The sequence below is a fragment of the Streptomyces flavidovirens DSM 40150 genome, assembly GCF_000429085.1.
Classification (GTDB): Bacteria; Actinomycetota; Actinomycetes; order Streptomycetales; family Streptomycetaceae; genus Streptomyces; species Streptomyces flavidovirens.
Map to the genome: position 1 here is coordinate 186,458 of NZ_AUBE01000012.1, position 21,661 is coordinate 208,118.

Sequence of the window (21,661 nt, forward strand, 5' to 3'; positions counted from 1 at the left end):
ACGCACAATGGAGGCAACACATCCGAACAGGGGCAAATGTGGGTGCGCCGGCCGACGAGTGACGTCGGCCGGCGCGCTCACGGGGGGGGGAGAAGGATCAGACGACGCCGGACTCGGCGATGGTGACCTTGGCCTTCGGCTTGCCGCTGGACGTGCCGTAGCTCTCGATCTTCTTCACGAGCTCCATGCTCGCCTCGTCGGCCACCTCGCCGAACACGACGTGCTTGCCGTCCAGCCACGGCGTGACCACGGTGGTGATGAAGAACTGCGAGCCGTTGGTGTTCCGGCCGGCGTTGGCCATCGACAGCAGGCCCGGCTTGTTGTGCGTGAGCTTGAAGTTCTCGTCGGCGAACTTCTCGCCGTAGATGCTCTTGCCGCCGGTGCCGTCGCCCCGCGTGAAGTCGCCGCCCTGCAGCATGAACGCGGGGATGATCCGGTGGAAGGAGGAACCGGCGTAGCCGAAGCCCTTCTCGCCGGTGGCCAGCGCGCGGAAGTTCTCCACCGTCTGGGGGACCACGTCGTCGAACAGGTTGAAGGTGATCCGCCCGGCGGGCTCGTCGTTGATGGTGATGTCGAAGTAAGCCTTGATCGTCATGGTTCTATCCTGACATCCCGGACGGCATCCCGTGCATCCGGCACCCGTGGAGGCGTTTCGGGAGTCCGCCGGCGAGGCCGATGGCATATGCCACAAGCACCACCGTATCGAGTGTTGCCAAATGCCTTACGGGCCGTTCCCCGCTGTGCCACAGTCGTAACTGGTCCATCCATACTGGCCCATCCATCCAGACCTGGCCCGGCCGCGCGTGTATCGGAGTACGACATGCCGTCCCATCTGTTCGCGGACCGTCCGGCGTCCCAGCCACCTGAGCGGGGCTCCGTCGACGCACTGATCTCGCAGACCCGTCGGCTGCGTGTCGACGTGGACGCGGTGCGCCGGGACGCGGTCGCGGTGGACGACGAAGACCCGCAGGGGCGCTGGCAGCGGGCACTGTGCGACCTGGCGGTTCATCAACTCGACGATCTGGGCGCCCACTTGGGACAGCTCAAGGCCGGGCTGCCCGCCCGGGCCGGGGAAGCACCGGCCGGCCGGCCCCCGGCCGCCATGGGCACGTCGTTACTCAGCCGGGTCGGCAGCGCCGAGTGGAACCTCCTGACCGACGAGGCGAGCTGGTCCGACGAGCTGTACGAGATCTTCGGCCGTACGCCCGAGAGCGGGCCACTGACCCTCGACGAGCTGCCGTCCATGCTGTTCGCCGAGGACCAGGGCTTCCTCGCCGCGATGGTCACCGACTGCCTGGTCGACGGGAAGCCGATCGACGGCGAGTTCCGCATCGTGCGCGCCGACGGCGTCGTACGGACCCTTCACATGATGGGCGAGCCGGTACTCGACTCGGACGGCTGCACCGCCTCCATGTGGGCGGTGCTGCGGGACGTCAGCGAGCTGCGCCGCAGCCAGCGGGCGGTGCACGAGACCCGTGACTCGCTCCAGCACCAGCAGCACATCGCGCGGACCGAGCACCGGATCGCGGTCGAGCTGCAGGAATCCGTACTGCCGCCCTGGCGCGGTTCCCTGCGGCTCCCGCACGGCGGCCCCGCCGCACTCGACCTCGCCGCCCACTATCTGCCGTCCACGTCGAGCGCGATGATCGGCGGCGACTGGTACGACGCGCTGGAGCTGCCCGACGGGCAGACCCTGCTGACCGTCGGCGGCCTGACCGGCCACGGGGTCACCGCCACCTCCCAGATGGCCATGCTGCTCGGTGCGCTGCGCGGGATGGCCGTGGCCGGCATCGCGCCCGGAGCTCTGATGGGGCATCTCAACCAGCTCCTGGAAGCGTCGACCCAGCCGGCGCTCGGCAGCGCGATGTGCTGCCGCTACGACCCGGCCACCCGGCTCCTCACCTGGGCGCACGCGGGGCACCCCGCCCCGCTGCTGTTCCGCGACGGGACGGGGCGCCCGCTGACGCCGCCCGAGGGCGTACTGCTCGGGGCGACATCCGGTGCCTCGTACGAGCAGGCCGAAGCGCGGCTGCGCCCCGGCGACCTGCTGGTCCTGCACACCGACGGGCTCTCGCGCCGCAGTCCCACCGACGGTGCCGGTCCTTCCAGGCTGCTGGATCTCGCGCCGCGTTTCGCCGGGGCACGCAGCGCGCAGGAGTGCGTGCGGCTGACCGTGGAAGAGTTCGGCGAGGCGGAGCGTGAGAACGACGCGTGCGTGCTGATCGCCCGGGTCGCCGCGTAGGCGCACAGGCGCGTAAGCGGTAGGCGCCCGTAGTGGTGGTCTTGTAGTCGTGGTTGTGGTTGTGGGGCAGCTGGTCTAGATGCCGGCGCTCCTGTTCGTCTTCTTGACGGGCAGCGCGCGCTTGATCTCCTCGCGCAGGTCCTCGATCTTCGGGTAGCCGGCGTACTCACCGGTGAGCCGGTACATCTGGCGCAGCCGGTCCCACGTGCGGTGCGACGACGTCTCCCCCATCGACACCAGTGCAAGGCGTGCGTACCGGTCGGCCTGTTCCGGGTCGTCCGCGATGAAGCACGCGGAGGCCAGCGAGAGGTAGTCGAAGATCTTTGACCGCTGCCTGCCGCCCGCCCGGAGGTCGAGCGCCTGCTTGGCGTGCCGCTGTGCGGTGATCGCCGCCGAGGGGTCGTGCTCCGCGAGCGTCCGGAAGGCGAGGGCCTGCATACCGTGCATGTCCGCCTCGTCGAACATCTGCATCCAACTCGGCGGCGGGACATCGCCCTTGTCCGATACGAACAGTTCCTCCGCCTCCCCCAGTGTGCGCCGCATCGCCTGGCCGCGGCCCATGGCGGCCTGCGCCCAGGCCTCGATGGTGTGCAGCATGGCGCGGGTGCGGGGGAGCATCTCGTCGCCGGATCCGGACTTGGCGAGCTTCATCAGGTCGAGGGCGTCGTCGGGCTTTCCGAGGTGCACCATCTGGCGGGCCGCCCGCGAGAGGGCCTCACCCGCGCGGGGGCGGTCGCCGCCTTCGCGGGCCGCGTGGGCGGCGATGACGAAGTACTTCTGGGCGGTGGGTTCGAGGCCGACGTCGTGCGACATCCAGCCTGCGAGAACCGCCAGGTTGGCGGCTACGCCCCACAGCCGGCGCTGGAGGTGGTCGGGGTGGTGGTAGGCGAGCATGCCGCCCACCTCGTTGAGCTGGCCCACTACGGCCTTGCGCTGGAGGCCGCCACCACGGGCGGCGTCCCAGGCGCGGAACACTTCGACGGATCGCTCGAGCTCTTCGATCTCCTGCGACCCGATGGGGGCGGCCTCGTAGCGGTCGTACCCAGCGGGGTCGGCGTGCAGGGGATCGTCGGTGCGTGGAGCGTCGGCCGTCAGAGCGGGGTCGGTGTGCAGCCAGTCGTGCATGGCGCTGCTGAGTGCGGAGCCTGCGGCGAGCGCGGCGCCCGCGCCCACCAAGCCGCGGCGGTTGAGCATGAGGTCCATTCCCGTGAATTCGGTGAGGACCGCTGCCGTCCGTTCGGGCGCCCACGGAAGACCGTCGGGATTCTTCACGTTCCTGACGTCTCGCCGTTTCCCCGTGCGCCCGTGCCGGTCGAACCCGAGGTCCTCGATGGTCACGACACGGCCGAGTCGCTCGGTGAACAGAGCTGCCAGCACTTTGGGCACGGGATCGCGTGGGGCTTCCCCCATGTCGATCCAGCGTCGTACGCGCGAGGTGTCGGTGGCCAGCTGCGGGTGGCCCATGGCCGCCGCCTGCCGGTTCACCAGTCTCGCGAGTTCGCCCTTGGACCAGCCGGCGAGGCCGAAAAGGTCTGCCAGGCGGGTGTTGGGTTCTCCGGTCACTTCAAGCCCCCAGGTTCTCGGCTGATTTCGACAGTAGCCCCGTGTCAGATGCGCCGGGGATATTCGCCAGGGTTCGCCAGGGTCCGCCACATGGTGTGCCACCCGCAGACGGGTGTCAGGTAAGAAAGCGCCACCCCGTTCCGGCGACCGGCCGGCATTCCCCAGGGTGTTGACCGGTTGCCGGGGCGGGTGGCGCACGTGACACGTAACTCGTCGGCGCGCGAAGGGATCTGTCCCCATGTACACAGCATCGTCCTCCGTGTCCGCCCCGCCTCGGCCGTACCGTCCAGTGGCGACGGGCAGCGGACCGTACCTCGACCCCAACCACGCCGGCGGAGCGTCACTCGGCACGGGCCGGGCCCGGCGCGCGGCGGCAGGGCCGGGTTCCCAACCGCTCAGCGGGAGACTCGACTTGTCCGGCCCCCAGGGCGCGCAGCTGAGGAAGGCCATTGCCTCGGTGCACCGGATCTGCCCGGAGTTCAATCCGGTACAGGTGCTGCGCCGCAGTGGACGTTCCGTACTGCTCGTCGGCACCACAGGCCGCGCGACCGCGGTCGCGAAGTGCTTACTGGATCACTCGCCCGCGTGGGCGGAGAGGTTCCAGCACGAAATAGCTGCCTACCGCGCCTTCGTCCGGCACCGCCCACCCGTGCGCGTGCCACGGCTGATTGCCGCGGACCCCGACCACTGCACCCTGGTCATCGAGCGGATGCCCGGCCGGGCCGCGGCTCTCACCCGGCATCCGGCGGAGGCTCCGCCGCGCGCCGATCTGCGGGCCGTGCTCGGCGCGGTCACGCGGGTCAACGCGTGGCGGCCGCCGCCCGGCATCTTCGAGGCGCCGCTCGACTACGCCTCACGGATCTCCCGGTACCACGCGCTGGGCCTGCTCACCGACCGGGATCTGGGGGATCTGCAGAAGCTCCTCCACGGGGTCGCGCACGCGGCCGGCGGCCGCCAGAGCATGGGCCAGTTCTGTCACGGCGACGCGCTGCTCTCCAACATCCTCATGTCGCCGGCCGGTCCCGTACTGGTCGACTGGGAGCACGCCGGCTGGTACTTGCCGGGGTACGACCTGGCGACACTGTGGGCGGTGCTGGGTGACGCTCCGGCTGCGCGGCGGCAGATCAGTCAGCTGGCGCAGGCGCCGGGCACGGCCTCGCGGGACGCGTTCCTGGTGAACCTGATGCTCGTACTGACGCGGGAGATCCGTACGTACGAGACCGCTGTCCAGCGCACCATGCGCGAGGCCCCACCCGTGGGCGGGGCGACGGGGCAGGTGCCGGCGGGTGGCGTGTCGACCGGTGAGGAGCAGCGGCTGCTGCTGCGGCGGCTGCACGACGACTGCGCGATGGCCCGGCGGGCGGTTCGCGCGGCTGTCGGCACCCGCTGACGAATTGGACAAAAGAGGGGGAACGCACTGGCCCACCCGGTGATCGTCAACCGGGTGGGCCAGTGGCATGGGCCAGCGCTGTGGCCGGTGGCCATGAGCGTACGGCTGAAGTCGGAGCGCATGAGGGTGATGTCCTGAGGCCGGTGGCGGGTGGGCTTCGGCACAATGGGCGGTGTCACCCGCCCGCGTGCCGAAGCCGCGGCACCGGGCGCCGGCGACGGAGGCTCGCAGTACCCGGCCGGAAGGAAGCACGATGAGCACGGACGGCAACACCGCGTACGGGAAGAAGACCTTCAAGCGGTCGAAGAGCCACTTCGCGGACCGCGTCACGGCCAACGGCAGGGACGGCTGGCCCGTCGAGGCGGGCCGCTACCGACTCGTGGTGAGCCGCGCCTGCCCCTGGGCGAGCCGGGCGGTGGTCTCGCGGCGGCTGCTCGGCCTGGAGGACGCCGTTTCCCTCGCCGTCGCGGATCCGGTCCAGGACGACCGGAGCTGGCGGTTCACCCTCGATGCCGGGGGCCGCGACCCCGTACTGGGCATCCGCTACCTCGGCGAGGCCTACGACGCGCGGGAGAAGGGCTACCCCGGAGGGGTGAGTGTCCCGGCGCTCGTGGACGTACCGAGCGGCAAACTGGTCACCAACGACTACCAGCGGATCACGCTGGACTTCGCCACCGAGTGGACGGCGTTGCACCGGCCGGGTGCGCCCGATCTCTACCCGAAGCCGCTGCGCGGGGAGATCGACGAGGTCATGGAAGGCGTCTACCGCGACATCAACAACGGGGTGTACCGGGCGGGCTTCGCGACGGACCAGCGTGAGTACGAGGACGCCTGCCGGGACGTGTTCCGGCGGCTCGGCCTGCTGTCGCAGCGGCTCGCGGACCGCCGTTATCTCGTCGGGGACACCATCACGGAGGCGGACATCCGGCTCTTCACGACGCTCGTGCGGTTCGACGCGGTCTACCACGGACATTTCAAGTGCAACCAGTGGAAGCTGACCGAGGACCCTGTGCTGTGGGCGTACGCGCGGGACCTTTACCAGACGCCCGGTTTCGGGGACACCGTCGACTTCGACCACATCAAGCGCCATTACTACCAGGTGCACACCGGCATCAACCCGACCGGGATCGTGCCGCTGGGGCCGGATCTGTCCGGGTGGCTGACCCCGCATCACCGGGAGGAACTGGGCGGGCGTCCGTTCGGTGACGGTACGCCGCCGGGACCGGTGCCGGCGGCCGAGCGGGTCCCGGCGGCGGGCCGGCCGTAACCGATTCCCGCGGAGCTTTGGCGCGGGGTGGGGAAAGAGCGCACTTGCCGTACTTGGACGTGCGCCCAGGGTGGCTCCGGGGGAAGCTGGACGCCCCTGCTGACCCGGTGCGTACGAGAGGTGCCGATGGATCCCGTCGAGGCGCTGGAACGGATCGCGTTCCTGCTGGAACGGGCCCAGGCCCCCACCTATCGCGTACGCGCGTTCCGCACGGCCGCCGCCGCCGTCGCCGCGCTCCCCGAGGGGGAGGCGGAGAGCCGCGCGGCCGCCGGCTCGCTGGAGACGCTCAAGGGCGTCGGGCCGAAGACCGCGCAGGTGGTGCGCGAGGCGCTGGCGGGCGGGATGCCCGCCTATCTGAAGCGGCTGGAGGAGGAGAGCGCAGGGCCGCGGACCGAAGGCGGTGAGCACCTGCGTGCGCTGCTGCGCGGAGACTGCCATCTGCACTCGGACTGGTCGGACGGCGGAAGCCCCATCGAGGAGATGGGGCGTACGGCGGCCGCCCTGGGCCACGAGTGGGCGGTTCTCACCGACCACTCCCCCCACCTGACCGTCGCCGGCGGGCTGTCCCCCGAACGGCTGCGCGAGCAGCTCGATGTGGTGGCGGAACTCAACGAGCGCTGGGCCCCGTTCCGCCTTCTCACGGGCATCGAGTGCGACATCCTCCTCGACGGTTCGCTGGATCAGGAACCCGAGCTGCTGGACCAGCTCGACATCGTGGTGGTGTCCGTGCACTCCAAGCTGCGCATGGACGCCGCCGCGATGACCCGCCGCATGGTCGCCGCCGTGAGCAATCCGCACGCGGACATCCTCGGGCACTGCACGGGCCGGCTGCTCAGCGGGCGCGGGCGTCCCGAGTCGCAGTTCGACGCCGACGAGGTCTTCGCCGCCTGCGCGGCCTCGGGCACCGCCGTGGAGATCAACAGCCGGCCCGAGCGTCTCGATCCGCCCCGGCGGCTGCTGCGCCGGGCCGTTGACGCGGGCGTGCTGTTCTCGGTCGACACCGACGCGCACGCGCCCGGTCAGCTCGACTGGCAGATCTACGGGTGCGCGAGGGCCGAGGAGTGCGGGGTGCCGCCCGAACGTGTCGTGAACACCTGGGCCATGGACGACCTCCTGGCGTGGGCCCGTACGGGCGAGTCACCGTCCGGTGCCTGAACCGGCGCGTGCTGGGGCAGACGAGGAGAGAGTGCGTGAACGCGAACCACCAGGAGGCCTCATGAGCACCGAAACATGGATGCTGCTCGTCGGCGCCGTCGTCCTGGTGGTGGCGACGCTGGCCGTGGCGGTGTTCGTTCTCATACGGCTGGTGCGCGCCCGCCGGGGTCTGCGAGCGGCGGGACTGCCGGAAGGGCGCCCGTGGGTCTTCTGGGCCGCTGTCGCCTACCTCGTGCTGCCGACGGATCTTGTGCCGGACCCGGTATACCTCGACGACATCGGCGTGCTGGTGCTGGCCCTGAAGTCGCTGCGCACGGACCGCGATGTGACCTGACGGCAATGTGACCTGACGGTGATTTTGTTCGCCCGGCGCGGTCATTGGTTCACACCACTGACGCTCCGCAGGCCCGTTCCCCACCCGCCGCGAAACTCGCCCCACCCGCCCCGGCGTGCTGAATCCGCGCGGTGCGTGCCTCATTGACGGATCGTCCGGGACCCGGTAGCCCTGTACTCGCTCGCGTACCGCCCGTCTCTGGAGGCCGCAGTGCGAGGATCCGTCACGTCACCGTCCACGAACGGCGCGCGCAGACGCGTATGGCGGGCGGGAGGTCTCGTGGCGTCGGCGGCGCTGGTGCTGCCGCTGCTGTCGGCCGGCCCTTCCGCCACCGCCGAGCGGTCCGCGCGGCCCGGTTCCGGCGGGTTGCAGCGCGATTTCGCGGCGGCCGCCGCGCAGTACCGGGTGCCGCCGAGTGTGCTGCTCGGTGTGTCGTATCTGCAGTCCCGCTGGGACGCGCACGGCGGTGCGCCGAGCGTGACCGGCGGCTACGGCCCGATGCACCTCACCGACGCCGCGACGGCCCTCGAAGAGGCGCCGCACCACTCGGACTCCGGAGAAGACCCGCGCGGCGACGACTCCCGGCCCGCGCGGACCGGTGGTGAGGCCGAGCTGCCGAAGGCGTCCGGACTCCCCGCCCGGCTGAAGACCCTGGAGCGGGCCGCCGCCCTCACCGGGCTGCCGGACGAGCAGTTGCGGCACAGCCCTTCGGCGAACGTCCGGGGCGGGGCGGCGCTCGTGGCCGCCGCGCAGAAGCAGCTCGGACGACCGCTGAGCACGGACCCGGCCGACTGGTACGGCGCGGTCGCCCTCTTCTCCGGAGCCGACGACACGGCGACCGCGACGACGTACGCCAATGACGTGTACGACGTGATCCGGGCGGGTGAGCGGCGAACGACCGACAGCGGACAGGAGGTCTCGCTGCCCGGCGCCCCGGAGCTCGTGCCCGACCGGACGCGGGTCGCGGACCTGGGTCTGCGGACCGTCGGTGCCGGGCTCGCCGAGTGTCCGAGGACGGTGGCGTGCGAGTGGATTCCCGCCCCGTACGAGGAGTTCGGGGACGGCGACTACGGCAACCACGACAAGGGCGGCCGGCCCATGAGCCAGGGGATCGACTACATCGTCGTCCACGACACCGAGGCCACCTGGGAGACGACGCTGAAGCTGGTCCAGAATCCACAGTACGTGTCCTGGCAGTACTCGCTGCGTTCGTCGGACGGGCACATCGCGCAGCACGTACCGCTCAAGGACGTGGCCTGGCACGCGGGCAACTGGTACATCAACTCCAAGTCCGTGGGACTGGAGCACGAGGGTTTCCTGACCTCGCCGGACGCCTGGTACACCGAGGCGATGTACCGCACGTCGGCGCGGCTGGTGAAGTACCTGGCGAAGCGGTACGGCATCCCGCTCGACCGGCAGCACATCCTGGGCCACGACAACGTCCCCGGCCCGGTCACCGCGAACATCCGCGGCATGCACACCGACCCGGGCCCGTACTGGGACTGGGCGCACTACTTCAGGCTGCTCGGCCGGCCTTTCACCCCGACGGCCGGTCCGGACAGCGGTGTGGTGACGATCCGGCCCGAGTACCTCAGGCACCAGCCGCTCTACACGGGCTGCGTGAAGGCCGGTCAGCCGTGCGCCCCGCACGGCTCGGGCGCGGTCCGGCTGCACACCGGGCCGGACGCCGACGCTCCGCTGGTGAAGGACATCGGGCTGCGCCCCGGCGGCGAGGACTCGACGACCGGCGTCAACGACACCGGCGCCCGCGCCTCGACTGGGCAGCAGTACGCCGTCGCCGAGCGCAGGGGCGAGTGGACCGCGATCTGGTATCTCGGGCAGAAGGCCTGGTTCCACAATCCGCGCACGCAGCCGACCGCGGTGAACGCGCGGGGGCTGCTGCTGACGCCGAGGGACGGCGCCGCCGACGTGCCGGTGTACGGGCGGGCGTATCCGGAGGCGGCGGCGTACGCAGGGACGTCCGTACCGGTGCAGGCTCTCTCGCCGCTGCCGTACAAGCTGCTCGCGGGCCAGCGCTATGTGATGGGTGACCGTACACCGGGCGAGTACTTCTTCGCGCCGACGTTCGAAACCGCGGGACACCGGGTGATCCGCGGCAAGGAGGCGTACTACGAGATCCAGTTCGGGCACCGGGTGGCCTATGTGAAGGCCTCTGACGTGCGCGTACTCACCTCGTAGGAAGGACGGGGGAGAAAACGGGGCGCCATCGGCCACGACCGGCGATGGCGCCCTTTTGTGTGACTGATCAGCGTGTGGCGTGGGCCGTACGGGCGACGGGTAGGGCTGGGCCGGAATTGACCGGTCCGCGCCGCGGTGGGGGCGCGGACGTCATGGAAAGGCCGGACGTACATGGCACAGCAGCCCTTCACCTTGCCGGACTTCTACGTTCCGTATCCGGCGCGGCTCAATCCTCACGTCGACGAGGCGCGCCGGCACACGAGGGAGTGGGCGCGCCGGATGCGGATGCTGGAAGGCTCCGGCATCTGGGAGGAGCGCGACCTCGAAGCCCATGACTACGCACTGCTCTGCGCGTACACCCATCCCGACTGCTCGGCCGAAGTGCTGGCGCTGGTCACCGACTGGTACGTGTGGGTCTTCTTCTTCGACGACCACTTCCTGGAGACCTTCAAGCGGACGCTGGACCGGGAGGGCGGGAAGCGCTACCTCGACCGGCTGCCGGCGTTCATGCCGATGGATCTGGCGGACGGTACGCCGGAGCCGGAGAATCCGGTCGAGGCGGGGCTCGCGGACCTGTGGGCGCGGACCGTGCCGAGCATGACCGGTGCGTGGCGGGAGCGGTTTGCCGAGTCGACCAGGAACCTGCTCAACGAATCCCTGTGGGAACTCTCCAACATGGACAAAGGGCGGATCGCCAACCCCGTCGAGTACATCGAGATGCGCCGGAAGGTCGGCGGGGCGCCGTGGTCGGCGGGGATCGTCGAGTTCGCGGCGAGCGCGGAGGTCCCGGCGTCGGTGGCCCACTCGCGGCCGCTCGGTGTGCTGCGCGACGCGTTCTCGGACGCGGTGCATCTGCGCAACGACCTCTTCTCGTACCAGCGCGAGGTCGAGGACGAGCAGGAGAACAGCAACGGTGTACTGGTCCTGGAGCACTTCCTGGGGTGTACGACACAGGAGGCGGCCGAGGCCGTCAACGATCTGCTGACGTCGCGGCTCCAGCAGTTCGAGCACACCGCGCTCACCGAAGTCGGGCCGCTGTGCGCCGAGAAGGGGCTGAGCCCCGCCGAGACCGCCGCCGTACTGGCGTACACGAAGGGTCTCCAGGACTGGCAGTCGGGCGGGCACGAGTGGCACATGCGATCGAGCCGGTACATGAACGGGGGCGGGGCGGCGGCCGGGCCCGCCGAGAGCGGCTGGGGGATGGCGGCGGCGACGGTTCGCCTCACCCCGCGGGCCGAGGCGGCGCGCCTGCGCAAGCACAGCCATGTGCCGTATCAGCACGTCGGTCCGTCCATCGTGCCCGACCTGGACTTGCCGTACGGGCTCACGCTCAGCCCGCACCTGGCGGGCGCGCGGGACCGGAACATCGAGTGGGCGCGGCGGATGGGGATGCTGGAGCCGCAGCCGGGGCGGCCGGGGTCGGGCGTCTGGGACGAGCGGCGGGCGCGCAACATCGACCTGCCGCTCTGCTCGGCGGGCCTGCATCCGGAAGCGACACCGCAGGAGCTGGACCTGTCGTCGAACTGGCTGACCTGGGGGACGTACGGCGACGACCTCTACCCCGTGATCTACGGGCGCACCCGCGACCTGGCCGGGGCGCACGCGGCGAACGAGCGGCTGCGGCTGTTCATGCCGCTGGACGGTGAGCCCACGCCGGAGCCGTCCGACGCGATGGAGCGGGGGCTCGCCGACCTGTGGGAACGGACGGCCGGGCCGATGGACGACGCTTCACGGCGTACGTTCCGCAAGTCGGTCGAGGACATGATCGCGAGCTGGGAGTGGGAGCTGGCGAACCAGGCGCAGCACCGCGTTCCCGACCCGGTCGACTACATCGAGATGCGGCGGTTCACCTTCGGCGCGGACATGACGATGCGGCTGTGCCGACTCTCGCACGGGGACCGGGTGCCCGACGACGTCTACCGGAGCGGGCCGATCCGCTCGCTGGAGAACTCCGCGGTCGATTACGCCACGCTGATCAACGATCTCTTCTCGTACCAGAAGGAGATCGAGTACGAGGGCGAGGTGCACAACCTCGTCCTGGTCGTGCAGAACTTCTTCGGGGTGGACTATCCGACGGGCGTCGACATGGTGCACGAGCTGATGAAGGGGCGGATGGAGCAGTTCCAGCATGTCATCGAGGCCGAACTGCCCGTCCTCTACGAGGACTTCGCGCTGGACGCCGAGGCGCGGGAGATCCTCGACGGCTATGTGCGTGAGCTCCAGAACTGGCTGGCCGGGATCCTCAACTGGCACCACGAATGCGTCCGTTACCACGACGAGGACCTGCGGGGCGGCACCGGCGGCGCCCCGTGGCACCTGACCGGCCCGACAGGGCTGGGGACTTCGGCCGCCCGGATCGTCACCCTGCTGGGGCGGCCGGCCGCGGCGCACGCGTAGCACTGTGCGACGCCGGTGAACGGGCCGACGCGTACGGCCTGTTCACCGGCCGGGGGGCGTCGTCAGCGCCGTACGTCGATGCCCGCCTGGCCGAAGGTGGCGGGCACCGGCAGGTTGTCGAGCCGGCCGACCGGCCAGGCGACCACCACGGCGCGCCCCACCACGTCGTCCACGGGCACCATGCCGGCGCCGGGCTCGTGCTGGTGGTAGCGGGAGTCGCCGGATGCCTGCCGGTGATCGCCCATCACCCAGAGGTGGCCGCTGGGCACCGTGACCTTGAACTGTCCGCCCGGGTCAGTGGTGCATGCCGTGTTGCCGGGGAAGACGTACGGCTCGTCGAGTGCCTTGCCGTTGACCTTGAGCGGGCCGGCGCCGCCGCACTCCACGGTGTCGCCGCCGACTCCGACGACCCGCTTGATCAGGTCCTTGTCCTCGGCGGACGGCATCAGTCCGATGAAGCCGAGCGCTTTTTTAACGGCGTTGGTCCGCGGGGCCGGCTCGTTCTTCAGCCACTCGCCCGGGTCGTGGAAGACGACGACCTCGCCGCGCTCCGGCTCGGAGCCGAACCACGGGGTCAGCTTGTCGACGAGGACCCGGTCGCCCTTCTGGAGGGTGTTCTGCATGGAGTCCGAGGGGATGGAGAACGCCTGCAGCAGGAACGTCTTCACCAGCAGCGCCAGCAGCAGCGCGATCACCACGAGGAGCGGGATCTCCTGCCAGAAGGGGCGCTGCTTCCTCACCTTCGGATACCGCGTTTCCGGTTCCCCGACCGCCACGTCCACATCTCCCACAACCACTCCTCGCCTCACAGGGACTGCTCAGCCCTGCTGGAACAGCTCCGCGGGCAGGGGCTTCAGCAGCGCGTACAGGTCGTCGGTGATCGGCCGGTCCCAGCTCGCGATGGTGACGAGCACATGGTCGCTGCGGTCGAACTGTACGCAGGAGATGCGGGTTTCGGAGAGTTTGATCCGGCGCACGATCAGGAGGTTGTCGCCCTGCATGACCGGCATGTCCTCGCTGCCGGTCACCGTGACGGGCTCGTCGTTCTCGAGCGCCAGGAGAAGCTGCGCCACCTCGAAGGGCACCTGGCCCTCCTCCAGCTCCCTGGCGGGCGAACCCTCCGGCAGGTTGCCGATGATCATCGCGGGGCCGCGGCCGCCGAAGAGGTCGTAGCGCAGGAAGACACCCTGGCAGCGGCCGTCGGGCGCGGGCAGCAGGCCCGCCCCGAGGTTGCCCGGCCAGTCGCCCGGGTCCATGGCCAGGACATCGAATTCCGGGCCCGCGGGCGTGGCGGAGGGGCGGCGGCGGAGGAAGGACATGTCGCCATGGTACGTGGCCCGGACGGCCTTCCGGCGTCAGGGGCGGCCCCGTGCGCGGGGCCGCTCCCGGCCCCGGTCCCCGGTCGCCGTACGGATCGGTTCCAGTCCGTACGACGGTCGGGGCGACGGGGCGAAAAGCCCAGTCCGGCCTCTAGGTCAGGTCGAAGGCGCCGTTGCGCGCGTTCACGACGAAGGCGCGCCACTCGGCCGGGTTGAAGATCAGTGGGCTGCCGGGTGCGGTGGCGTTGCGCATGGCGATGAAGCCCTCGACGAACGCGATCTGAACGTCGCCCGCCCCCTGACTGCCCGACTGCCAGTCCGCTTTGCTCAGGTCCAGTTCCGGCTTGTCCCAGCCCGTAACCCGCCGCGCGGTGATGCTCTCGGCCACGTCCCTGCTCCTCCCGGTTCGTCGTCCGCCGGTCAGCCTAGCGATCGTCTCCGGTGACGGACAGGCCGCGACGGGAGGGCGGCGAGCCGTCCGTTGTGCCGGGCCTCTCAGCCGGGGGGCGGTTCGGTGCCGACCAGCCACATGGAGAAGAACTGCGCGCCGCCGCCGTAGGCGTGGCCGAGGGCCCTGCGGGCGCCGTCGACCTGGTGTTCTCCGGCCTGGCCGCGCACCTGCAGGGCGGCCTCGGCGAAGCGGATCATGCCGGAGGCGCCGATGGGGTTGGTGGACAGGACGCCGCCGGACGGGTTGACGGGCAGGTCGCCGTCGAGCTCGGTGACGCCGGACTCGGTGAGCTTCCAGCCCTCTCCCTCGGCGGCGAATCCCAGGTTCTCCAGCCACATCGGCTCGTACCAGGAGAACGGCACGTACATCTCGACGGCGTCGATCTCCCGGCGCGGATCGGTGATGCCCGCCTGCCGGTAGACGTCGGCGGCGCAGTCCCTGCCGGCCCGCGGGGAGACGAAGTCCTTGCCGGCGAAGAGGGTGGGTTCGCTTCGCATGGCGCCGCCGTGCACCCAGGCGGGCGGGTGCGGCGCGCGGGCGGCGCCCGTACGGCCCGTGAGGATCATCGCGCAGGCCCCGTCGGAGGAGGGGCAGGTCTCGGAGTAGCGGACCGGGTCCCAGAGCATGGGCGACGCCTGGACCTTCTCCAGGGTGATGTCGTGCTCGTGGAGGTGGGCGTACGGGTTCTTGAGCGCGTTGCGGCGGTCCTTGTACGCGACGACGGAGCCCACGGTGTCGGGTGCGCCGCTGCGGCGCATGTACGCCCGTATGTGCGGGGCGAAGAAGCCGCCGGCCCCGGCGAGCAGGGGCTGCTGGAACGGGACGGGCAGGGACAGGCCCCACATCGCGTTCGACTCGGACTGCTTTTCGAAGGCGAGGGTGAGGACCGTGCCGTGGACGCGGGCGGTGATCAGGTTCGCGGCGACGAGGGCGGTGGATCCGCCGACGGAGCCCGCCGTGTGGACGCGGAGCATGGGTTTGCCGACGGCTCCCAGCGCGTCGGCCAGGTAGAGCTCCGGCATCATCACGCCCTCGAAGAAGTCGGGGGCCTTGCCGATGACGACGGCGTCGATGCCGGCCCAGGTCAGCTGGGCGTCGTCGAGGGCCCGCTGGGCTGCTTCGCGCACGAGCCCGGCGATCGAGACGTCCCTGCGGGCGGCGACGTGCTTGGTCTGGCCGATGCCCACGACCGCTACGGGCTCCTTGCCCGTGACTGTCCCGCTCATGACTCCCCCTCCAGGACGGCGACGAGGTTCTGCTGCAGGCAGGGCCCCGAGGTGGCGTGCGCGAGCGCGCGGTCGGACGCGCCGCGGTGGATACGGGCCGCCGCCTCGCCGATCCTGATGAGCCCGGCCGCCATGACGGGGTTGGCGGCGAGCGCCCCGCCGGACGGGTTGACGTTCACGTCGTCACCGAGGCGCAGCGCCTTGCGCAGGACGACCTCCTGCGAGGTGAAGGGCGCGTGCAGCTCGGCGGTGTCCACGAAGGGGGCACCTCCCATGCCCTTTAGGCCATGGGGGATTTCGAAGGCCCCGGCCCGCTCGGCGGCCTGCCGGGCCGACGGGGAGTCGGTGAGATCGCGTACGCCCAGGCTGTGCGCCTCGATGCGGTGGTCCATGCCACGGATCCAGGCGGGGCGCGCGCACAGCCCGCGCGCGGTGTCGCCGGCCGCCAGGATCACCGCTGCCGCGCCGTCCGTCACGGGCGGGCAGTCGCCCGTACGCAGCGGCTGTACGAGGTAGTCGCCGGCCGGGACGGGCCCGCTGAGCTGGGCGTGCGGATTGGCCGCGGCGGCGGTGCGGCTGCGGGCCGCGACCGCCGCGAGGGCGGGTTCGTCGGTGTCGCCCGCGTCGATCAGGGCCTGCGCCTGGAGCGCGGCCAGGGACACGGAGTCGGGCCAGAGGGGGGCGACGTAATACGGGTCGAGCTGGCGGGTGAGGACGTCGCGGATCTCGCCGGGTGAGGTCTTGCCGTACGCGTAGACGAGCGCGGTGTCCGCCTCGCCGGTCAGGAGCTTGACCCAGGCCTCGTAGAGCGCCCAGGCGCCGTCCATCTCCACATGGGACTCGGAGATCGGGGGCCAGGCGCCGACGCCGTCGAGGGCCATGGTGAAGGAGAAGGCGCGGCCCGCGAGGTAGTCGCTCGAACCGGAGCAGGTGAAGCCGATATCGCTGGTCTTCAGTCCTGTCTGCCCGAGGACGTCGTGCAGCACCGGCATCAGCATCTCGACTTCGGACAGCTCGTCGGTGCGCCGCCGGTGACCGGTCTGCGCGAAGGCGACGATCGCGATCTCGCGCATCAGATCAGCTCCTTGTACGCGTCGTAGTCGGCGTCCGGTTCGCCGGTGGGCCGGTAGTGGTCGGGGTAGCGGCCGCCCTCGGTCCACACCGGTTCGACGCGCAGCCCCATGCGCACCTGGTCGTACGGGATGCCGCCGATCCGGCCGTGCAGGGCGAGGTCGGCGCCGTCGAGTGCGATGTGCGCGTAGACGTACGGGACTTCGATGTCGAGGTTGCGCGCCTTGAGGTTGACGATGCAGAAGGTGGTGACGGTGCCGCGGGGGCCGACCTCGACGCGTTCGGCGGTCGCGATGCCGCAGGTGGGGCAGGCGCCGCGGGGCGGGACGTACACCTTGCGGCAGGAGGGGCAGCGTTCGCCGACGGTGCGCCGCTCGGCGAGCGCGTTGATGTAGTCGGTGGGGGCGCGGCCGGGGCTGTACGTGTAGTCGAGGCGGGCGGGGGTGGTGATGCCGGTGACGGGATCGGCGAACCGGCCGTCGTGCGGGGCCGCCGCGCCGCTGTCCTCGCGCTCGCAGGGTTCGAAGCAGGCGATGTCGGTGATGGCGCCCGTGGGTTCGGCGGCCCAGCGGATACGGACGCGCATGCCGGTGCGTACCGCGTCGGGGCCCGGCGCGTCCAGTACGTGCAGGAGGGCGGTGGCGGCGCCGTCGAGCTTCACCAGCACCCAGGCGAACGGCGTGCGCAGCGGCTGGTCGCGGCGCGGGGCCGGGTTCCAGGCCCAGGTGGTGACGGTGCCGGTCGGGGCGACCTCGACCAGGTCGCGGATCTCTTCGGCGGTGACCGGGTCGTACTCGACGGGCGGCACGAGCACTCCGCCGCCGGCGGTCTTCACACCGAGGACAGTGCGCTCGCGCAGGCCGGTGAGGAAGGCGCTCTGCACGGGGCCGAGGGAACGGGTGAAGGGGAATTCGACAACGAGCGGGGCACGCAGCACGTCCGGTGAGGGGGCGGCAGTCATGGGCAAAGCTCCATTCTCCGTGGCGCGCGGGGTCGTCTCCGGCGGATGCCGGTGGAGGTCGGGCGGCTTGGCCGGCGCGGTGGCCGCACGGTCATGCCCGCCGGTAGACGGGCGGGCGTTTCCCGGCGAAGGCGCGGGAGCCCTCCTTGGCGTCGGCGGTGTCGAAGACGGGCCAGCCGCGCACGAGTTCGGCCGCGAGGCCGTCCGTCTCGGTCATCTCCGCCGTCTCGTACACCGACGCCTTGACCGCCTCGACGGCGAGCGGGCCACAGGCGTTGATCTGCTCGGCGATGGCGAGGGCCTTGTCGAGGGCGGTGCCGTCGGGGACGACGTGGCCGACGAGCCCGATGCGTTCGGCTTCCGGCGCCGAGTACGGGCGGCCGGTGAGCAGCATCTCCAGGGCGTGCGTACGCGGGATCTGGCGTGGCAGGCGTACGGTCGAGCCGCCGATGGGGAACAGGCCCCTCCTGACCTCGAAGAGGCCGAAGGTGGCGCTCCGGGCCGCGACGCGGATGTCGGTGCCCTGGAGCATCTCCGTACCGCCGGCGACGCAGTACCCCTCGACGGCGGCCACGACAGGTTTACGGGGGCGGTGGTGGCGGAGCATCGCCTTCCAGTGGAGGTCGGGGTCGGCTTTCATGCGGTCGCGGTACTGATCGCCGCCGCCCATCCCGGTGTCGCCCGCGAGGGCCTTGAGGTCCATGCCCGCGCAGAAGTCGCCGCCCGCGCCGGTCAGTACGACGGAGCGGATCTCGTCGTCCGCGTCGGCGGCGAGCCAGCCGTCGTACAGCCCTACCAGCATCGGCAGCGACAGCGCGTTCTTCGCCTCCGGCCTGTTCAAGGTGAGGACCAGCGTGGCGCCTTCGCGCTCCACGGCGATGTGTTCCGTACCACCCATTGACTGCCTCCCGTCTCAGGAACGAGAACAGGTTGCAGTAGGGCGGCGCCCACTTCAATAGTTTTCTGACACCTAGTCAGTTTTATTGGGTCCGACCTCTTCCCACTTGTGGCGGGCTTTGCTCTGATGACCGTCGAGCACACCGCAGCCCGGTCAGGAGGAACGGTGGAGTACAACCTTGCCGACCTGTTCGAGTCGGTCGTCGACGCGGTCCCGGACCGTGAGGCGCTCGTGTACGTCGATCATCCCGGTACGGGCGCGGAGCGCAGGCTCACATACGCCGAGCTGGACGCGGCGGCCAACCGCGTCGCCCACCACCTCGTCGGCGCGGGCGTGAAGCCGGGCGAGCATCTGGGGCTGCACCTCTACAACGGCATCGAGTACCTCCAGACCGTGCTGGGCTGCCTCAAGGCGCGCGTCGTCCCCGTCAATGTCAACTACCGCTACGTGGCGGAGGAGCTGGTCCACCTCTACCGCGACGCCGACCTGGTGGCGCTGGTCTTCGACGCCGAGTTCACGGAGCGCGTCGCGGCCGCCCTGCCCCGGACGGACAAGCTCCGGCATCTCGTACGGGTGGGTACGCCCCCCGGCGGCGCGCCGGAGCCCGCGATCCCACCGGTACCGTTCGCGGAGGCCGAGGCGGGCGGGGCGGCCGGGCGGGGATTCGGGCCGCGCTCGGCCGACGACCAGTTCATCATCTACACCGGCGGTACGACCGGCATGCCGAAGGGTGTGATGTGGCGGCAGGAGGACCTGTTCTTCGCCGGGCTCGGCGGCGGCGCGCCGACCGGTGAGCCGGTCAAATCCCCGCAGGAGCTGACGGAGCGGGTGGCGGCAGGGGGCGACGGGATCACCTTCTTCCCCACTCCCCCGCTGATGCACGGCACGTCGACGCTCACCGCGTTCATCGGGTTCTTCTTCGGCCAGCGGGTCGTCGTCCACCGCAAGTTCGTGCCGCACGAGGTGCTCCGTACGATCGAGAAGGAGAAGGTCACCAGCGTGTCGCTGGTCGGGGACGCGATGCTGCGGCCGCTCATCGACGCACTGAGCGGGCCGATGAAGGGCACCGACTGCTCGTCGCTGTTCAGCGTCTCCTCGTCGGGCGCGATCATGTCGGAGACGGTGCGCGAGCAGTTCCAGGCGCTGGTGCCCAATGCGATGCTGCTGAACAACTTCGGGTCGTCGGAGTCCGGCTTCAACGGCACGGCGACGGACGACTCGGGTCCCGGCAGGGGCTTCAGGCTGCGCGTCAACTGCCGTACCGCCGTGGTCGATCCGGCGACGTACGCTCCGGTCGCGCCAGGCGAGGTGGGCCGCATCGCGCAGCGCGGGCATGTCCCACTGGGCTACTACAACGACCCCGCGAAGACCGCCGAGACCTTCTTCGAGGCGGACGGCGAACGGTGGGTGCTGCTGGGAGACATGGCGACGGTGGACGAGAACGGCATCGTCACCGTGTTCGGCCGGGGCTCGCAGTGCATCAACACGGGCGGCGAGAAGGTGTACCCGGAAGAGGTCGAGCAGGCGCTCAAGTCCCATCCGGATGTGTACGACGCACTGGTCGTCGGGGTACCGGACGACAAGTGGGGCAACCGGGTGGCAGCCGTGGTGCAGGTGCGCGAGGGCGCGAAAGCGCCGGGCCTCGACGCCATCCAGGCACACTGCCGGTCCCGGCTCGCGGGATACAAGATTCCCCGGCAGCTGGTGATAGCCACGGAGATACAGCGCTCACCGAGCGGCAAGGCGGACTACCGGTGGGCCCGTTCGGTCGCGGCGGGCTCCGGCGGCCGTTAGCCGGCCGCCGGTCCGCCTCCGCGTCACCGCGCCCGGTGGCGGCGGCGCGTCAGTCGCGGTCGACGTCCTCGCTCAGAATGTCGCCGGTCGCCGCGTCGATGTCGAACGTGGTCTTGTTCCAGTCGTCGGTGGTCACGACGTCGACGGACCAGATGACGTCACCGCTGTCGGTGTCGTCCAGTTCCATGGCGGTGACCGTGCCCTTCTTCCGGTCGGTGGCGGCCTTGGCCACCTGCTCCGGAGTCTGCTTGACCTTGGTGAGCCATTCGGCCCGCTCGCGCTTGTCGTCGGCGTCCTGACCCGGGTCCGTCCGGGACCGGATCACGTCGCCGGACGCGGCGTCGATGCGGACGGTGTGCTCCGTACCGTCCTTCTCGGAGACCTCAGCCACCCATACCGAGCCACCCGCACGCGGGCTGGGGCTCGGGCTCGGGCTGCCGTCGGGGCTCGCGGGGCTCGCGGTGGCGGCGCCGCCGGCCGAGCGCTTCAGCTCGATCGACAGCAGCGCACTGTCCGGCACCTCACCCACGGCCGTGGCGGCGGCCTTGTCGGCGGTGACCTTGGCGGTCGGGACCAAGGCCTTGCGCGCGGCCTGGTCCTCGGTGAGCCGGGGGGAGCCCGTGGGGCTCGGCGAGGTGGTCTGCCGCACCTCTGGCTGCCCGGCGGCGGCGCGGGGCGTCTTGGAGTCACCGCTGTTCCCGCAGCCGCTGACGAGCGCGGCGACGGCTACGGCGCAGAGGGCGGCGATACGGACGCGCCGGGCCTGCGGGACGGCGGCGCGGTACACATGAGTGGGCTGAAGGTTCATGACCGCACGATTAACCTCCCGGCCGCCCCGGCATGTCGTCCCACGCCAAGAGTCACCCGATCGCACGGCCGTTCGCCGCTCCTGCCGGGGCGGGGAAGCACGTGACGGTCCGGCAAGCCGGTTCACCGGCCGGGCGGGGAACCGAGCAGACGCGTGACCGCCCGCCCGAACACCAGACGGCCCGCCCGCTCGACCACCTTGTCGAACGCACGGGGAAGTCCCCGCAGCCGCAGGTCCTCGGTCCAGACGACGAGGGCCCCGCCAGGAACCGGACGTACGCCGATCTCGGCCCATCCCAGCACCACCCCGCCCCGCTTCTCCAGCCGGCAGTGCCCGGCTCCCCCGGCCACCGGCGGGTCCCAGGCCACGACCTCCATCGGATCGGCGAAGCCGACGCGCCCGATGCCTGTGCGGGCCACGAGCACCGTCCCGGTGGCCGTCGGCGGTGGGGTGGTGACGGTGATACGGGTGAGCGGGACCTGGGCGGCGTGGTGTTCCCACACGGTCAGGCGCCGCCATGCCTCGTCGGCGGAGAGAGGTGTTCGGCGTTCGATACGGAAGAGGGCCACAGCCCGACCTTAAAAGG

At 70.9% G+C, this 21,661-nt stretch carries 19 protein-coding genes; 8 read left to right on the forward strand and 11 right to left on the reverse strand.

The genetic code is table 11. The annotated features are described in order from the left end of the window. Nucleotides 1–97: 97 nt before the first annotated feature. Nucleotides 98–595 carry a peptidylprolyl isomerase gene (locus G412_RS0118540; protein WP_028813374.1) on the reverse strand — a complete coding sequence of 166 codons (498 nt, stop codon included), beginning with the start codon at nucleotides 593–595 and terminating at the stop codon, nucleotides 98–100. Between the two features lie 225 nt (nucleotides 596–820). Between G412_RS0118540 and G412_RS0118545 the strand changes: the two genes are divergently transcribed. Then, the gene (locus tag G412_RS0118545) at nucleotides 821–2,242 is read left to right on the forward strand and encodes a PP2C family protein-serine/threonine phosphatase (protein ID WP_028813375.1); all 1,422 of its coding nucleotides are present in this window, start codon (nucleotides 821–823) and stop codon (nucleotides 2,240–2,242) included. A 75-nt stretch (nucleotides 2,243–2,317) separates the two neighbouring features. Here G412_RS0118545 and G412_RS0118550 read toward each other — a convergent pair whose 3' ends face one another. Continuing rightward, complete coding sequence (locus G412_RS0118550; protein ID WP_028813376.1) at nucleotides 2,318–3,805, reverse strand: DNA-binding protein NsdB; 1,488 nt, start codon at nucleotides 3,803–3,805, stop codon at nucleotides 2,318–2,320. 238 nt (nucleotides 3,806–4,043) lie between these two features. Here G412_RS0118550 and G412_RS0118555 point away from each other — a divergent pair, with 238 nt between their 5' ends. The 6 genes from G412_RS0118555 (at nucleotide 4,044) to G412_RS0118580 (ending at nucleotide 12,547) form a co-directional block, all read left to right on the forward strand. Beyond that, nucleotides 4,044–5,195 carry an aminoglycoside phosphotransferase family protein gene (locus G412_RS0118555; RefSeq protein WP_028813377.1) on the forward strand — a complete coding sequence of 384 codons (1,152 nt, stop codon included), beginning with the start codon at nucleotides 4,044–4,046 and terminating at the stop codon, nucleotides 5,193–5,195. A 253-nt stretch (nucleotides 5,196–5,448) separates the two neighbouring features. Then, nucleotides 5,449–6,462 carry a glutathione S-transferase family protein gene (locus tag G412_RS0118560; RefSeq protein WP_028813378.1) on the forward strand — a complete coding sequence of 338 codons (1,014 nt, stop codon included), beginning with the start codon at nucleotides 5,449–5,451 and terminating at the stop codon, nucleotides 6,460–6,462. A 126-nt stretch (nucleotides 6,463–6,588) separates the two neighbouring features. Next, the gene (locus G412_RS0118565; protein ID WP_028813379.1) at nucleotides 6,589–7,617 is read left to right on the forward strand and encodes a PHP domain-containing protein; all 1,029 of its coding nucleotides are present in this window, start codon (nucleotides 6,589–6,591) and stop codon (nucleotides 7,615–7,617) included. Nucleotides 7,618–7,678: 61 nt separating this feature from the next. Beyond that, nucleotides 7,679–7,951, forward strand: coding sequence for a DUF1232 domain-containing protein (locus tag G412_RS0118570; protein WP_028813380.1), 273 nt, complete (start codon nucleotides 7,679–7,681; stop codon nucleotides 7,949–7,951). 210 nt (nucleotides 7,952–8,161) lie between these two features. After that, nucleotides 8,162–10,150, forward strand: coding sequence for an N-acetylmuramoyl-L-alanine amidase (locus tag G412_RS0118575; RefSeq protein WP_078607127.1), 1,989 nt, complete (start codon nucleotides 8,162–8,164; stop codon nucleotides 10,148–10,150). Between the two features lie 171 nt (nucleotides 10,151–10,321). Beyond that, complete coding sequence (locus G412_RS0118580; protein WP_028813382.1) at nucleotides 10,322–12,547, forward strand: terpene synthase family protein; 2,226 nt, start codon at nucleotides 10,322–10,324, stop codon at nucleotides 12,545–12,547. Between the two features lie 62 nt (nucleotides 12,548–12,609). On the opposite strand, the gene lepB is transcribed toward G412_RS0118580, so the two are convergent. From lepB to G412_RS0118615, 7 genes are all read right to left on the reverse strand, one after another. Beyond that, a complete protein-coding gene (gene lepB, locus G412_RS0118585; RefSeq protein ID WP_244283110.1) occupies nucleotides 12,610–13,338 on the reverse strand; it encodes a signal peptidase I in 729 nt (242 codons plus the stop codon). A gap of 27 nt (nucleotides 13,339–13,365) precedes the next feature. After that, on the reverse strand, nucleotides 13,366–13,866 hold the full coding sequence (locus G412_RS0118590) for a glycosyltransferase family protein (protein WP_028813384.1): 501 nt from the start codon (nucleotides 13,864–13,866) through the stop codon (nucleotides 13,366–13,368). A 151-nt stretch (nucleotides 13,867–14,017) separates the two neighbouring features. Further along, on the reverse strand, nucleotides 14,018–14,254 hold the full coding sequence (locus tag G412_RS0118595) for a DUF397 domain-containing protein (protein ID WP_028813385.1): 237 nt from the start codon (nucleotides 14,252–14,254) through the stop codon (nucleotides 14,018–14,020). A gap of 107 nt (nucleotides 14,255–14,361) precedes the next feature. Next, the gene (locus G412_RS0118600; RefSeq protein WP_028813386.1) at nucleotides 14,362–15,543 is read right to left on the reverse strand and encodes a thiolase domain-containing protein; all 1,182 of its coding nucleotides are present in this window, start codon (nucleotides 15,541–15,543) and stop codon (nucleotides 14,362–14,364) included. Further along, nucleotides 15,540–16,616 (reverse strand): thiolase domain-containing protein, encoded by a 1,077-nt coding sequence (locus G412_RS0118605; protein WP_028813387.1) that lies wholly within the window; start codon nucleotides 16,614–16,616, stop codon nucleotides 15,540–15,542. Before G412_RS0118605 ends, G412_RS0118600 begins: the two co-directional genes overlap by 4 nt. After that, nucleotides 16,616–17,575, reverse strand: coding sequence for a Zn-ribbon domain-containing OB-fold protein (locus tag G412_RS0118610; RefSeq protein WP_028813388.1), 960 nt, complete (start codon nucleotides 17,573–17,575; stop codon nucleotides 16,616–16,618). Before G412_RS0118610 ends, G412_RS0118605 begins: the two co-directional genes overlap by 1 nt. 91 nt (nucleotides 17,576–17,666) lie before the next feature. Further along, nucleotides 17,667–18,473, reverse strand: coding sequence for a crotonase/enoyl-CoA hydratase family protein (locus tag G412_RS0118615; RefSeq protein ID WP_028813389.1), 807 nt, complete (start codon nucleotides 18,471–18,473; stop codon nucleotides 17,667–17,669). 165 nt (nucleotides 18,474–18,638) lie between these two features. On the opposite strand from G412_RS0118615, the gene G412_RS0118620 reads away from it, so the two are divergent. After that, a complete protein-coding gene (locus G412_RS0118620; RefSeq protein WP_028813390.1) occupies nucleotides 18,639–20,267 on the forward strand; it encodes an acyl-CoA synthetase in 1,629 nt (542 codons plus the stop codon). 49 nt (nucleotides 20,268–20,316) lie between these two features. Here G412_RS0118620 and G412_RS0118625 read toward each other — a convergent pair whose 3' ends face one another. Both G412_RS0118625 and G412_RS0118630 read right to left on the reverse strand, forming a co-directional pair. Then, entirely contained in the window at nucleotides 20,317–21,075 is a 759-nt protein-coding gene (locus G412_RS0118625; protein WP_028813391.1) for a PepSY domain-containing protein, read from the reverse strand. Nucleotides 21,076–21,197: 122 nt separating this feature from the next. Beyond that, nucleotides 21,198–21,644 carry a hypothetical protein gene (locus G412_RS0118630; protein ID WP_028813392.1) on the reverse strand — a complete coding sequence of 149 codons (447 nt, stop codon included), beginning with the start codon at nucleotides 21,642–21,644 and terminating at the stop codon, nucleotides 21,198–21,200. Nucleotides 21,645–21,661: the final 17 nt, after the last annotated feature.

Coding starts and splice junctions, on each gene's coding strand:
- G412_RS0118590 (WP_028813384.1), bottom strand. CDS start 13,866: ATGTCCTTCCTCCGCCGCCGCCCCTCCGCCACGCCCGCGGGCCCGGAA.
- G412_RS0118610 (WP_028813388.1), bottom strand. CDS start 17,575: ATGACTGCCGCCCCCTCACCGGACGTGCTGCGTGCCCCGCTCGTTGTC.
- G412_RS0118625 (WP_028813391.1), bottom strand. CDS start 21,075: ATGAACCTTCAGCCCACTCATGTGTACCGCGCCGCCGTCCCGCAGGCC.
- G412_RS0118615 (WP_028813389.1), bottom strand. CDS start 18,473: ATGGGTGGTACGGAACACATCGCCGTGGAGCGCGAAGGCGCCACGCTG.
- G412_RS0118565 (WP_028813379.1), top strand. CDS start 6,589: ATGGATCCCGTCGAGGCGCTGGAACGGATCGCGTTCCTGCTGGAACGG.
- G412_RS0118600 (WP_028813386.1), bottom strand. CDS start 15,543: ATGAGCGGGACAGTCACGGGCAAGGAGCCCGTAGCGGTCGTGGGCATC.
- G412_RS0118545 (WP_028813375.1), top strand. CDS start 821: ATGCCGTCCCATCTGTTCGCGGACCGTCCGGCGTCCCAGCCACCTGAG.
- G412_RS0118580 (WP_028813382.1), top strand. CDS start 10,322: ATGGCACAGCAGCCCTTCACCTTGCCGGACTTCTACGTTCCGTATCCG.
- G412_RS0118540 (WP_028813374.1), bottom strand. CDS start 595: ATGACGATCAAGGCTTACTTCGACATCACCATCAACGACGAGCCCGCC.
- G412_RS0118605 (WP_028813387.1), bottom strand. CDS start 16,616: ATGCGCGAGATCGCGATCGTCGCCTTCGCGCAGACCGGTCACCGGCGG.
- G412_RS0118555 (WP_028813377.1), top strand. CDS start 4,044: ATGTACACAGCATCGTCCTCCGTGTCCGCCCCGCCTCGGCCGTACCGT.
- G412_RS0118560 (WP_028813378.1), top strand. CDS start 5,449: ATGAGCACGGACGGCAACACCGCGTACGGGAAGAAGACCTTCAAGCGG.
- G412_RS0118570 (WP_028813380.1), top strand. CDS start 7,679: ATGAGCACCGAAACATGGATGCTGCTCGTCGGCGCCGTCGTCCTGGTG.